The sequence below is a fragment of the Pseudomonas sp. genome (assembly GCF_017744435.1).
In the GTDB taxonomy this organism is placed as follows: domain Bacteria; phylum Pseudomonadota; class Gammaproteobacteria; order Pseudomonadales; family Pseudomonadaceae; genus Aquipseudomonas.
In genome coordinates this window covers 61,022-73,490 of record NZ_JAGIBG010000018.1, presented here as the reverse complement: position 1 = coordinate 73,490, position 12,469 = coordinate 61,022, and the positions used below count along the sequence as shown (strand labels likewise).

12 protein-coding genes are annotated in these 12,469 nt (G+C 62.8%); 7 read left to right on the top strand and 5 right to left on the bottom strand.

Annotation, left to right across the window (positions count from 1 at the left end; translation table 11 throughout):
* Positions 1-50 precede the first annotated feature (50 nt).
* Together lldD and J7573_RS14555 are read right to left on the bottom strand one after the other, a co-directional pair.
* Positions 51-1,196 (bottom strand): FMN-dependent L-lactate dehydrogenase LldD, encoded by a 1,146-nt coding sequence (lldD, locus tag J7573_RS14560; protein WP_294336105.1) that lies wholly within the window; start codon positions 1,194-1,196, stop codon positions 51-53.
* A 63-nt stretch (positions 1,197-1,259) separates the two neighbouring features.
* On the bottom strand, positions 1,260-2,930 hold the full coding sequence (locus J7573_RS14555; protein WP_294336102.1) for a lactate permease LctP family transporter: 1,671 nt from the start codon (positions 2,928-2,930) through the stop codon (positions 1,260-1,262).
* Positions 2,931-3,186: 256 nt separating this feature from the next.
* On the opposite strand from J7573_RS14555, the gene J7573_RS14550 reads away from it, so the two are divergent.
* Complete coding sequence (locus tag J7573_RS14550; RefSeq protein WP_103448893.1) at positions 3,187-3,954, top strand: FCD domain-containing protein; 768 nt, start codon at positions 3,187-3,189, stop codon at positions 3,952-3,954.
* 61 nt (positions 3,955-4,015) lie between these two features.
* On the opposite strand, the gene smpB is transcribed toward J7573_RS14550, so the two are convergent.
* On the bottom strand, positions 4,016-4,498 hold the full coding sequence (gene smpB, locus J7573_RS14545; protein ID WP_152955908.1) for an SsrA-binding protein SmpB: 483 nt from the start codon (positions 4,496-4,498) through the stop codon (positions 4,016-4,018).
* 163 nt (positions 4,499-4,661) lie between these two features.
* On the opposite strand from smpB, the gene J7573_RS14540 reads away from it, so the two are divergent.
* The gene (locus J7573_RS14540; RefSeq protein WP_294336094.1) at positions 4,662-5,102 is read left to right on the top strand and encodes a type II toxin-antitoxin system RatA family toxin; all 441 of its coding nucleotides are present in this window, start codon (positions 4,662-4,664) and stop codon (positions 5,100-5,102) included.
* Positions 5,089-5,379 carry an RnfH family protein gene (locus J7573_RS14535; protein WP_294336091.1) on the top strand — a complete coding sequence of 97 codons (291 nt, stop codon included), beginning with the start codon at positions 5,089-5,091 and terminating at the stop codon, positions 5,377-5,379. The genes J7573_RS14540 and J7573_RS14535 overlap by 14 nt, the downstream gene beginning before the upstream one ends.
* A gap of 61 nt (positions 5,380-5,440) precedes the next feature.
* Here J7573_RS14535 and J7573_RS14530 read toward each other — a convergent pair whose 3' ends face one another.
* Positions 5,441-5,974 carry an outer membrane protein assembly factor BamE gene (locus J7573_RS14530; protein WP_110639670.1) on the bottom strand — a complete coding sequence of 178 codons (534 nt, stop codon included), beginning with the start codon at positions 5,972-5,974 and terminating at the stop codon, positions 5,441-5,443.
* 97 nt (positions 5,975-6,071) lie between these two features.
* On the opposite strand from J7573_RS14530, the gene fur reads away from it, so the two are divergent.
* Positions 6,072-6,476, top strand: a complete 405-nt coding sequence (fur, locus tag J7573_RS14525) for a ferric iron uptake transcriptional regulator (protein WP_008096237.1) — start codon at positions 6,072-6,074, stop codon at positions 6,474-6,476.
* A 224-nt stretch (positions 6,477-6,700) separates the two neighbouring features.
* Here fur and recN read toward each other — a convergent pair whose 3' ends face one another.
* A complete protein-coding gene (gene recN / locus J7573_RS14520) occupies positions 6,701-8,374 on the bottom strand; it encodes a DNA repair protein RecN (RefSeq protein WP_294336080.1) in 1,674 nt (557 codons plus the stop codon).
* Between the two features lie 190 nt (positions 8,375-8,564).
* Here recN and grpE point away from each other — a divergent pair, with 190 nt between their 5' ends.
* From grpE to dnaJ, 3 genes are all read left to right on the top strand, one after another.
* A complete protein-coding gene (gene grpE / locus J7573_RS14515) occupies positions 8,565-9,119 on the top strand; it encodes a nucleotide exchange factor GrpE (RefSeq protein WP_294336078.1) in 555 nt (184 codons plus the stop codon).
* 102 nt (positions 9,120-9,221) lie between these two features.
* Positions 9,222-11,150, top strand: a complete 1,929-nt coding sequence (gene dnaK / locus J7573_RS14510; RefSeq protein WP_294336076.1) for a molecular chaperone DnaK — start codon at positions 9,222-9,224, stop codon at positions 11,148-11,150.
* A gap of 197 nt (positions 11,151-11,347) precedes the next feature.
* On the top strand, positions 11,348-12,466 hold the full coding sequence (gene dnaJ, locus J7573_RS14505; protein ID WP_110639666.1) for a molecular chaperone DnaJ: 1,119 nt from the start codon (positions 11,348-11,350) through the stop codon (positions 12,464-12,466).
* Positions 12,467-12,469 lie beyond the last annotated feature (3 nt).

Sequence of the window (12,469 nt, the reverse complement as noted above, 5' to 3'; positions counted from 1 at the left end):
TCTGGCGCGCAGCGTGCCCCGGTCATTCAGGCGGTACTGTAGAGGGGCGCTCAGGCGCCCAGTTCGCGGACCAGCGAGTCGCGGGTGATCTCGCTGATCGACTTGGCGCCGGTCAGCACCATGGCCACGCGCATTTCCTTCTCGAACAGTTCGAGCAGGTTTTTCACCCCGGCCTGGCCATGCACCGCCAGGGCCCAGAGGAAGGCGCGGCCGATTAGCACGGTGTCGGCACCGAGGGCAATCATGCGCACCACGTCGAGGCCGCTGCGGATGCCGGAGTCGGCAAGGATCTTCAGGTCGCCTTTGACCGCGTCGGCAATCGCCGGCAGGGCGCGGGCGCTGGAAAGCACGCCGTCGAGCTGGCGGCCGCCGTGGTTGGACACGACGATGCCGTCGGCGCCGAACTTGACCGCGTCACGGGCGTCGTCGGCGTCGAGGATGCCCTTGATGATCATCGGGCCGTCCCAGAATTCGCGAATCCACTCCAGGTCCTTCCACGAGATCGACGGGTCGAAGTTGTTGCCCAGCCAGCCGATGTAGTCGGCCAGGCCGGTGGGGTTGCCGCGGTACTTGGAGATGTTGCCCAGGTCGTGCGGGCGGCCCATCACGCCGACGTCCCACGCCCACTCGGGGTGCGTCATGGCCTGCAGCACACGGCGGATCGGGCCGTTCGCGCCGCTCATGCCAGAGTGGGCGTCGCGGTAACGGGCTCCAGGCACCGGCATGTCGACGGTGAACACCAGGGTTTTCACGCCGGCGGCCTTGGCCCGTTCCAGGGCGTTGCGCATGAAGCCGCGGTCCTTGAGCACGTACAGCTGGAACCACATCGGCCGGTCGATGGCGGGCGCCACTTCTTCGATCGGGCACACCGACACCGTCGACATGGTGAACGGAATGCCGTGGGCCGCCGCCGCACGGGCCGCCTGCACTTCGCCACGGCGGGCGTACATGCCGGTGAGGCCGACCGGGGCCAGGGCCACGGGCATGCTCAGGGTCTCGTCGAACAGCTTGGTTTCCAGGCTGAGCTCGGACATGTTCCTCAGCACGCGCTGGCGCAGGGCGATGCTGGCCAGATCCGAGACGTTGTGGCGCAGGGTGTGCTCGGCGTAGGCACCGCCGTCGGCGTAGTGGAACAGGAAGGGAGGCAGCTTGCGTTGGGCCGCGGCGCGATAGTCGGTGGAGGCGGAAATGATCATGGATTCTCGCAGCGTGGGTTGAAGGAGATGCCGGGCGCGTCTTGGCGCCCGGCCTCTTTCACTTTAGTGATGAACCAGCATGCCGGTCAGCCAATAGGCCTGGATCAGGGTGATCAGGCCGACGATGGTGGCGAAGAACAGGCTGTGCTTGACGGTGAAGCGGAACAGGTCGGATTCCTTGCCGACCAGGCCGGTGGCGGCGCAAGCCACGGCGATCGACTGCGGCGAGATCATCTTGCCGGTCACGCCGCCGCTGGTGTTGGCCGCTACCAGCAGGGTGTCGTTGACCCCGATCTGGTGCGCGGTGGTGGCCTGCAGCGAGCTGAACAGGGCGTTGGACGAGGTGTCGGAACCGGTCAGGAACACGCCCAGCCAGCCGAGGAACGGCGAGAAGAACGGGAACGCGGCGCCCGTGCCGGCCAGCACCAGGGCCATGGTCGAGGACATGCCCGAGTAGTTGGTGACAAAGGCGAAGGCCAGCACCATGCCGATCGACAGGATCGGCCAGCGCAGTTCCCAGAAGGTCTCTTTGAAAGTGGTCAGACCAGTTTTGAAGTTGATCTTCAGCACGGCCATGGAGATCAGCGCCGAGAGGAAGATGGCAGTGCCGGTGGCGGAGATCGGGTCGAGCTTGAACACTGCTGGCATGGCAGTCGGTGCGGTGACGATGGGCGCGGTCTTGATCACCAGCTGGTCGAGGTGCGGGATGGCGAAGTTGAACACGAAGTTGTACATCGCGCCGCCCGGGGCGAAGGCCGCCTTGAACGGCTTCAGGGTCCAGATGGTGACCAGCACGGTGAGGATCAGGAACGGCGACCAGGCCTTGAAGATCTCGCCGAAGCTGTACGGGGTCGGCTGGCTGCCGCTCGGCTGCACCACGGCGGCGCCGACGCTGCCCTTGGCTTCGGTGAACGAGCGCTTGGGCTGCCAGACTTTCAGGAACAGCGTCAGGCAGATCAGGCTGGCCAGGGCCGAGGTGATGTCCGGCAGCTCAGGGCCGATGAAGTTCGAGGTGAAGTACTGGGTCACGGCGAAGCTCAGGCCGGCGACCAGGGCAGCAGGCCAGGTTTCCTTCACGCCGCGCAGGCCGTCCATCATGAATACCAGCCAGAACGGTACGAACAGCGACAGCAGCGGCAGCTGGCGGCCGGTCATGGCGCCGATGTGGAAGGCGTCGATGCCGGTGACCTGGCCAGCCACGATGATCGGGATGCCCAGGGCGCCAAAGGCCACCGGTGCGGTGTTGGCGATCAGGCACAGGCCAGCGGCGTACAGCGGGTTGAAGCCCAGGCCTACCAGCAGCGCGGCAGTGATGGCCACCGGGGCGCCGAAGCCGGCCGCACCTTCGAGGAAGGCGCCGAAGCAGAAGCCGATCAGCAGTACCTGCAGGCGCTGGTCGTCGGTGATCGACAGTACTGAGCTGCGGATCACTTCGAACTGGCCGCTCTTGACCGTGAGTTTGTACAGGAACACCGCGGCAACGATGATCCAGGCAATCGGCCAGAGGCCGTAGAGGAAGCCATAACCTGCGGCAGCCAGGGCCATGTCGACAGGCATCTGGAAGGCAAAGATCGCCACCAGGATCGACAGGGCAAGGGTGATGCTGCCAGCCACGTGCCCTTTGAGGCGGAACACGGCCAGGGCCAGGAAGAAGAACACGATAGGGATGACCGCCGCCAGTGCGGACAGGCCGAGACTACCAAGCGGGGTATAGAGTTGTTGCCAGGTTTGCATATGGGGTGGCCCCTAATTGTTGTTGGTCAGGCGCTGGCATTGGATAATTGGTAAGACCAATTTACAATGGCTGGTCGCTAGGTTAAAAGCGCTGTCGTGGGTGTGTCAATTTGTCCCGTGCAAAACTTTGGTCGCGGGACGATGAACGGACAGCTGCTTGCTCGCGAAAACCGTCGCCTGATACGTGCTGGCGCGGCGCGGATCGGCGAGAATAGGCGCCCCCTGAAATTGGCCGGGGGTTTGTGGAGAGCATGTGATGGTTTTTGATCAGGTCCGCCAACGGCGCCTGTCCGACGACATCGTCGATCGGTTGGAAGGGATGATTCTGGAAGGCACGCTGACCTCCGGGCAGCGGCTGCCGGCCGAGCGCGTCCTGGCCGAGCAGTTCGGTGTGTCGCGCCCGTCACTGCGTGAGGCGATCCAGAAGCTGGTGGCCAAGGGGCTGCTGGTGAGCCGTCAGGGTGGCGGCAACTACGTGGCCGAATCGCTCGGCTCGACCTTCAGCGACCCGCTGCTGCAACTGCTCGAGCACAGTGCCGAAGCGCAGCGCGACCTGCTCGAGTTTCGCCATACCCTGGAGGCGTCATGCGCCTATTACGCGGCCCAGCGTGCCACCGAGCCCGATCGCGCGCGGCTGAAGGCGGCGTTCGATACCTTGCAGGATTGCTATGCGCGTGCGGACGAGGTGACGCGGGCGGAGGAGGGCGCGGCCGATGCTCGCTTCCACCTGGCGATTGCCGAGGCCAGCCATAACGCAGTGTTGCTGCATACCATTCGTGGCCTGTTCGACCTGCTCAAGCGCAACGTGGTGACCAACATCGGTGGCATGTATCAGCAGCGCACGGAAACACGCGACATGCTGATCAATCAGCACCGCGAGTTGTATCAGGCGATTGTCGAGGGTAGGGCGGAGGATGCGCGGGAGGTTTCCAGCCGGCACATTCTGTATGTGCAGGAAGTGCTGGAAGAGGCACAGGACGAGGCCCAGCGGGTGGCGCGGGCGGAGCGGCGCAGCGGGCGCTGAGAGCGGTGCTGGTTTCTTCGCGGGTAAACCCGCGAAGAGGCCGGAACAGGCTAAAGGAGATTTACTCTTCCTTGCCCTTGTTCCGCACCGCACGCTGCAGTTCGCGGTTGGAGTCGCGTTCGCGCATGGTGTCGCGCTTGTCGAACTCCTTCTTGCCCTTGCCAAGTGCGATCTCGCACTTGATCAGGTGCTTGCTCCAGTACAGCGCCAGCGCCACACAGGTGTAGCCCTTTTGCGCCACGGCGGCTTCCACGCGCTCGAGCTCGCGCTTGTTCAGCAGCAGCTTGCGGGTGCGCATGGGGTCGGCGATGACGTGGGTGCTGGCGGCGGTCAGCGGGGTGATGTGGCTGCCGAACAGCCAGGCTTCGCCATCCTTGAGCAGCACGTAGCTGTCGGTCAGGTGCGCCTTGCCGGCCCGCAGGCTCTTTACTTCCCAGCCGGACAGGACCAGCCCGGCCTCGAACTTGTGTTCGATGAAGTAATCGTGTCGCGCCTTTTTGTTTTGCGCGATGGTCCCGGTCGGATGTTTCTTTTGTTTAGCCATAGGGGCGGCATTATAGGCAAGTCATCGCGCGGTCGGCTATGGGATTTCGGTGTGCTTGAGCCACTGCAATGAATACCGGACAATACAAGGCCTGTTCTATGCACAGAACCTGTTTTCGGCACGCTGCGAAGCGCCGCCACCCAGCCTTGGAAGTGACGCCTGGATGACTACCCATATTCAACGTTCCGCCCTGCTGCCGTACCCTGCCCAGGCGCTCTACGATCTGGTCAATGATGTGGCCAGCTACCCTGATTTCCTGCCCTGGTGCTCGGCTTCGACGGTGATCGAGGCCAGCGACACGCACATGCGGGCGAAGCTGGAAGTGGCCAAGGGCGGCATGAGCCAGCAGTTCGTCACCCGCAATGTATTGGTGCCGGGGCAGTCCATCGAGATGAATTTGGAGGAGGGGCCGTTCACCCAGCTGCATGGCTTGTGGGTGTTCAAGCCGCTCGGTGAAAAGGCCTGCAAGATCAGCCTGGACCTGACCTTCGACTACGCCGGTGCAATTGTGCGTGCCACCCTCGGGCCGCTGTTCAACCAGGCGGCCAATACCCTGGTGGATGCGTTCTGCCAGCGTGCCAAGCAGCTCAATGGTCAAGGTTGAGGTGGCCTACGCCACGGCCGAGCGCCAGTGGCTGTTGGTCTGTGATGTACCGGATGGGACGACTGTGCGTGATGCATTGCGCTTGTCCGGGATTGCCGCGCAGGTCGGCGGGCTGGATGTCGCGCAATGCCCGGTGGGCATTTTTGGCAAGGTGGTCGCGGATGCGCACGAGCGCGTGGTCGAGGAGGGGGATCGCCTGGAGATCTACCGGCCTCTGCTGATCGACCCGGTCGAGGCGCGCAGGCAGCGTGCTGCACAGGCCAAGGCCAAGCGCTAGCGCCTTTGGCAGGCAATAAAAAGCCCGGACCATGGTCCGGGCTTTTTCGTCTGGCCGGCAATTACTGCGGCGAGGTTTCCAGCGGTGCCGGCGTCGGCACTGGGGTGGTCTCGATGGTATCGATCTCGCGCTGGATGGATTCTTCCGTCGAGCCTGGCTTGGCTGGCTTCTCTTCCGGCTGCGGCTTGGCCTGCTCTGGCTGGGTGGCCGGGCTGACCGTGGTGGTGTTGCTGCCACCGAGGATTTCCTGGTCGCGGCTCACACCGGGCATGAAGTCGCCGGACAGGCTGACCAGTTGGTCGCTGTCGTTGAAGAAGATGCTCATGCGCTCCTGCTGACGTTTGCCGCCACCAGGTTGCAGGCTGTACAGGTAGTCCCAGCGATTGGTGTTGAAGGTGTCCTGCAGCAGCGGGTTGCCCATGATAAACCTTACTTGCCGACGGGTCATTCCGGGGCGTAATTGGTCTATCATGTCTTGCGTGACGACATTGCCCTGCTGGATGTCGATTTTGTAAACCCCGGGAAACGAGCAACCGGCGAGTGCGAGCAGTCCCGCGAGGGCGAGGCTGTTTAGCAAGAGCTTGGTGTTTTGCATCGGTGGGCGACTTCCACTATCTTGGCTGGACAACGTAAACCCCGATCATACCCGTATTAAGAGAAGCTGCGAAGCAGCATCGGCGAGAAAGCTGACCATGGTTGAAAATAGCGAATTGCGCAAAGCCGGTCTCAAGGTGACCCTGCCTCGAGTCAAGATCCTTCAGATGCTCGACTCCACCGAGCAACGTCACATGAGCGCCGAAGATGTCTACAAGGCGCTGATGGAGGCTGGCGAGGACGTCGGTCTGGCAACCGTCTATCGCGTACTGACCCAGTTCGAAGCGGCTGGCTTGGTGGTGCGCCACAACTTCGACGGTGGCCATGCGGTGTTCGAGCTGGCTGACGGTGGTCACCACGACCATATGGTCAACGTGGAGACCAGCGAGGTTATCGAGTTCATGGACGCTGAAATCGAGCGCCGCCAGAAAGAGATCGTGGCCGAGCATGGCTACGAGCTCGTGGACCACAATCTGGTCCTTTATGTGCGTAAGAAAAAGTAACGATTTAGCTCGTTATGAATGACAAAGGCGACCTTCGGGTCGCCTTTGTGCTTTCTGGGAAGTTCTACGGGCTATCGGCAATTGTTGTAGGAGCGGCCTTGTGTCGCGAAAGGGCTGCGCAGCGGCCCCAGGTTTTCAGCTTCGCCGCAGAAACTGCCGGGGCCGCTTTGCGGCCCTTTCGCGACACAAGGCCGCTCCTACAGGGATTTGTCAGGGCTGCGGGCTCAAGCCTTGCCGGAAACCACCATCTTGCGCGCATGGGCCAGGGATTCCTTGGTCAGGTCGATGCCGCCGAGCATGCGCGCCACTTCCTCGACCCGCTCGCGCTTGCCCAGGCTGGCTACTGCGGTGTGGGTGGTATCGCTGTTGCGCACCTTGTGCACGAACAGGTGATGGTGCCCTTGCGCCGCCACCTGGGGCAGGTGCGTCACGGTCAGGACCTGGCCGCGCTCGCCCAGGCGGCGCAGCAACTGGCCGACGATTTCGGCCGTAGGGCCGCCGATGCCGACGTCTACTTCGTCGAACACCAGGGTCGGTATGCGCGAGGTCTGCGCCGTGATCACCTGGATCGCCAGGCTGATGCGTGACAGCTCGCCTCCGGACGCCACCTTGGCCAGGCCCTTGAGCGGCTGCCCAGGGTTGGCGCTGACCAGCAGTTCGATCTGCTCCAGGCCGTGGGGCGACAGGTCGTTGCCTTCGTTGGGGGTGAGTTCGATGCAGAACCGGCCGCCCGGCATGCCCAGGCGCTGGATCTCCTGTTCCACGGCGACGGCCAGCTGTCTGGCCGCCTGCTGGCGCAGGGCGCTCAGCTCCAGCGCCTTCTCCTTGTAGTGCTGGGCAAAAGCGCCAAGCTCCTCGCCCAGGCGTTCGATCGACTCGTCACTGGCGTTCAGGCATTCGAGTTCGTCCATCAGCTGCTGTTGCAGGTGTGGCAGCTCGGTGGGGTGTACGCGGTGTTTGCGCGCCAAGGTGTAGATCGTGTCGAGGCGCTCCTCCAGGGCTTGCAGGCGCATGGGGTCGGCATCGAAATTGTCGAGGAAGCGATTGAGCTCGCCCATCGCTTCTTCTACCTGGATCTGTGCGCTGGCGATCATGTTCGCGGCCTCGCCCAGTGCACGCGGGGCGTTCGCCGCAGCGCCAAGGCGGTTGAGGCTGGAGGTGAGGGCGCTGAGCACGTTGCCCGAATCGCTTTCGCTGCACTGGTCGATGACCTGGCGGCAGATGCCGAACAGGGCTTCGGCATTGGTCAGGTTCTTGTGTTCCTGCTCCAGTTGCTCCAGTTCGTTTTCGCCCAGGCCGAGGTTGTCGAGTTCTTCAAGCTGGTAGCTCAGCAGCTGATGGCGGGCGCGTTGCTCGTCGCCGGAATTGCTCAGCCGTTCCAGCTCCAGGCGGGTCTGGTTCCAGCGCTTGGCGGCCAGCTGCACCTGGCGGGCCAGGTCGATGGCACCGGCGTATTCGTCCACCAGGCGGCGGTGGGTGTCGGTCTTCAGCAGCGACTGGTGTTCATGCTGGCTGTGAATGTCGATCAGCAGCTCGCCGAGCGCCTTGAGGTCGCCGAGCGGGCAGGGTGTGCCGTTGATGTAGCCACGGCTGCGGCCTTCGGCGGTGATGACCCGGCGCAGGATGCACAGGCCGTCGTTGTCCAGGTCGCGTTCGGCCAGCCAGGCATGGGCTTCGGGGATGTCCACCAGGTCGAACGTGGCCAGGATGTCCGCCTTGTCGGTGCCGGGGCGCACCACGCCACTGTCGGCGCGGTCGCCCAGGGCCAGGCCGAGGGCGTCGAGCATGATCGATTTGCCCGCACCGGTCTCGCCGGTGATGACCGACATGCCGCGGGCGATTTCGAGGTCGAGGTGCTCGACGATGGCGTAGTTGTGAATGGACAGGTGCACCAGCATGGGGCGGCTCCCGAAAGTCATGTCTGGTTATTTATACAGTAGTTTTTTCGACCCTGCCAATGCCCTCTGGCGGATTCTGTTGCGGCCTGCAAAACCCACTTGCCCCTTGAAGCTGGTTTTTCCGGCCCCATATAGCCGGCAGACACGGCGAGCTTTGCTCGTACAACAGAAATTGCGGAGGAGAGACCCCATGGCTGACGAACAGCTGAATGAAAAAGACCTTAACGCCGAAGAGGCTGGTGCAGTGGATAACGGCGCCCGCGTTCAGGAGCTCGAGGAGCAGCTGGCCGCCGCCAAGGATCAGTCCCTGCGTGTTGCTGCCGAAGCGCAGAACAGCATTCGCCGCGCCGAGCAGGAGGTCGACAAGGCCCGCAAGTTCGCCCTCGAGAAATTCGCTGGCGACCTGCTGCCGGTGATCGACAGCCTGGAGATGGCCCTGACCCACCTCAATCCTGAGGATGACCAGGTCAAGAACACCCGTGAAGGCGTCGAGCTGACCCTGAAGATGTTCCAGGACACCCTCAAGCGCTACAACCTCGAAGCCATCGAGCCGCACGGCCAGCCGTTCAACCCTGAGCACCACCAGGCCATGGCCATGCAGGAAAACGCCGACGTCGAGCCAAACAGCGTGCTGAACGTCTTCCAGAAAGGCTACCTGCTCAACGGTCGCCTGCTGCGCCCCGCCATGGTGGTGGTGAGCAAGGCTCCGGCTGCCCCGCAACCTTCTATCGATGAGAAGGCTTGAAATCTGTTGGGGCATCCCCATCTAGGTGTCAAGCGTTCAAGTATTACCGCAGTTGGCCAGAAGTAGCCGCTGCCACCAAATTCAAGTTTCGGGAGAGTTAACATGGGCAAAATCATCGGTATCGACCTGGGGACCACCAACTCGTGCGTCTCCATTCTGGAAAACGGTAACGTCAAAGTCATCGAAAACGCCGAAGGCGCGCGTACTACCCCTTCGATCGTGGCCTACGCCAACGACGGCGAAATCCTGGTTGGCCAGTCGGCCAAGCGCCAGGCCGTCACCAACCCGCACAACACCCTGTTCGCCGTGAAGCGCCTGATCGGTCGTCGCTTCGAAGAAGACGTCGTGCAGAAAGACATCAAGCTGGTGCCTTACAAGATCGTCAAGGGCAGCAACGGTGACGCCTGGGTACAAGCCAGCGGCAAGGACATGGCGCCACCACAGATCAGCGCCGAAGTGCTGAAGAAAATGAAGAAGACCGCCGAAGACTACCTCGGCGAGGCCGTGACCGAAGCGGTCATCACCGTTCCGGCCTACTTCAACGACAGCCAGCGCCAGGCTACCAAGGATGCCGGCCGCATTGCCGGTCTGGACGTCAAGCGCATCATCAACGAGCCGACCGCTGCTGCACTGGCGTACGGCATGGACAAGGCCAAGGGCGACCACACCGTCATCGTTTATGACCTGGGTGGTGGTACCTTCGACGTTTCGGTCATCGAAATCGCCGAAGTCGACGGTGAGCACCAGTTCGAAGTACTGGCCACCAACGGCGACACCTTCCTGGGTGGCGAAGACTTCGACATGCGCCTGATCGACTACCTCGTGGACGAGTTCAAGAAAGAGTCCGGCATGGACCTGAAGAACGATCCACTGGCCCTGCAGCGCCTGAAAGAAGCCGCTGAAAAGGCCAAGATCGAGCTGTCCTCGACTCAGTCGACCGACGTCAACCTGCCGTACATCACTGCAGACGCCACCGGTCCTAAGCACCTGAACGTGAAGATCTCCCGCGCCAAGCTGGAGTCGCTGGTCGAAGACCTGGTCAACCGTACCATCGAGCCTTGCCGCATTGCCCTGAAAGACGCCGGCATCGACGCCAGCAAGATCGACGACGTGATCCTGGTCGGTGGCCAGACCCGTATGCCGATGGTGCAGAAGGCCGTTGCTGATTTCTTCGGTAAAGAAGCACGCAAGGACGTCAACCCGGACGAAGCCGTGGCCATGGGTGCTGCCATCCAGGGCGCGGTACTGGCCGGTGACGTGAAAGACGTACTGCTGCTGGACGTCAGCCCGCTGACCCTGGGTATCGAAACCATGGGTGGCGTGATGACCGCGCTGATCGAGAAGAACACCACCATCCCGACCAAAAAGTCGCAGGTGTTCTCGACTGCCGACGACAACCAGGGCGCCGTGACCATTCACGTGCTGCAAGGTGAGCGTAAGCAGGCTGCGCAGAACAAGTCGCTGGGCAAGTTCGACCTGGCTGACATTCCGCCAGCGCCACGTGGCGTGCCGCAGATCGAAGTGACCTTCGACATCGACGCCAACGGCATCCTGCACGTCGGCGCCAAAGACAAGGCCACCGGCAAGGCTCAGTCGATCGTGATCAAGGCCAACTCCGGCCTGTCCGACGAAGAAATCGAGCGCATGGTGCGTGACGCCGAGGCCAATGCCGAGGAAGACCGCAAGTTCGAAGAGCTGGCCGCTGCCCGTAACCAGGGTGACGCACTGGTGCACTCGACTCGCAAGATGGTCGTTGACGCCGGTGACAAGGTCACTGCTGAAGAGAAAACTGCGATCGAAGCCGCCGTGGTTGCCCTGGAAGCCGCTGTCAAAGGCGACGACAAGGCTGCCATCGACGCCAAGGTCGAAGAGCTGTCCAAGGTATCGGCTCCGGTTGCCCAGAAGATGTACGCCGAGCAGCAGGCCGAACAGCCTCAGGGTGGCGCTCAGCAGCACGACGAGCCGGAAGCCAAGCACGATGACGTGGTTGACGCCGAGTTCGAAGAAGTGAAAGGCGACGACAAGAAGTAATCGTTGCATGCTGTCGACCCGTTCACCGGCTTATGCCGGTGAACTGGTAGGATGTCGCCGCGCGGGGGCTTGCTCCCGCGTTGGCGTATCTGGAATTCGAGATTTTTTACAGCATTTGTCTGGGCCATTCGTGGTGTGCAGGCAGGTGCTGATGGCGCGGCGCAGATGCCGGACGCCCCACAAGGTGCAAATGACCTATGTCCAAGCGTGATTATTATGAGGTCCTGGGTGTCGAGCGCGGCGCCAGCGAAGCTGACCTCAAGAAGGCCTACCGCCGCCTGGCGATGAAGTACCACCCGGACCGCAACCCGGGCGATAAAGAGTCGGAAGACAAGTTCAAGGAGGCCAACGAGGCCTACGAAGTACTGTCCGATGCGAGCAAGCGTGCGGCGTTCGACCAGTACGGCCATGCCGGCGTCGACCCAAGCATGGGTGGCGGCGGTGCCGGCTTCGGCGGCGCCAACTTCTCCGACATCTTCGGCGACGTCTTCAGCGACTTCTTCGGTGGCGGTCGTGGTGGTGGACGTGGCGGTGCCCAGCGTGGCAGCGACCTGCGCTACACCCTGGAGCTGAACCTGGAAGAAGCGGTGCGTGGCACCACGGTCAGCATCCGCGTGCCAACGCTGGTCAACTGCAAGCCATGCGACGGCTCCGGCGCCAAGAAGGGTTCGACCCCGTCGACCTGCCCAACCTGCGGTGGCATTGGTCAGGTGCGCATGCAACAGGGCTTCTTCTCGGTGCAGCAGACCTGCCCACGCTGCCACGGCCAGGGCAAGATCATCACTGACCCGTGCACCTCGTGCCATGGCGAAGGCCGTGTCGAGGAATACAAGACCCTGTCGGTCAAGGTGCCGGCGGGCGTCGATACCGGCGACCGTATCCGCCTGTCCGGCGAGGGCGAGGCGGGCACCCATGGTGGCCCGACCGGCGATCTGTATGTTGTGATCAACGTGCGCGAGCACGAGATCTTCCAGCGTGATGGCAAGCACCTGTATTGCGAAGTGCCGATCAGCTACACCGATGCCGCCCTGGGTGGCGAGCTGGAAGTGCCGACCCTCGATGGTCGCGTGAAGCTGAAGATTCCGGAAGGCACCCAGACCGGCAAGCAGTTCCGCTTGCGCGGCAAGGGCGTTGCCCCGGTGCGCGGTGGTGGTGCCGGTGACCTGCTGTGCCGCGTGGCGGTCGAGACCCCGGTCAACCTGACCCGTCGCCAGCGCGAACTGCTCGAAGAGCTGCGCAGCTCGCTGGAAGGCGACAACTCGCCCAAGGCCAGTGGCTGGTTCGATGGCGTGAAGCGCTTCTTCGGCGATCTCTGACAA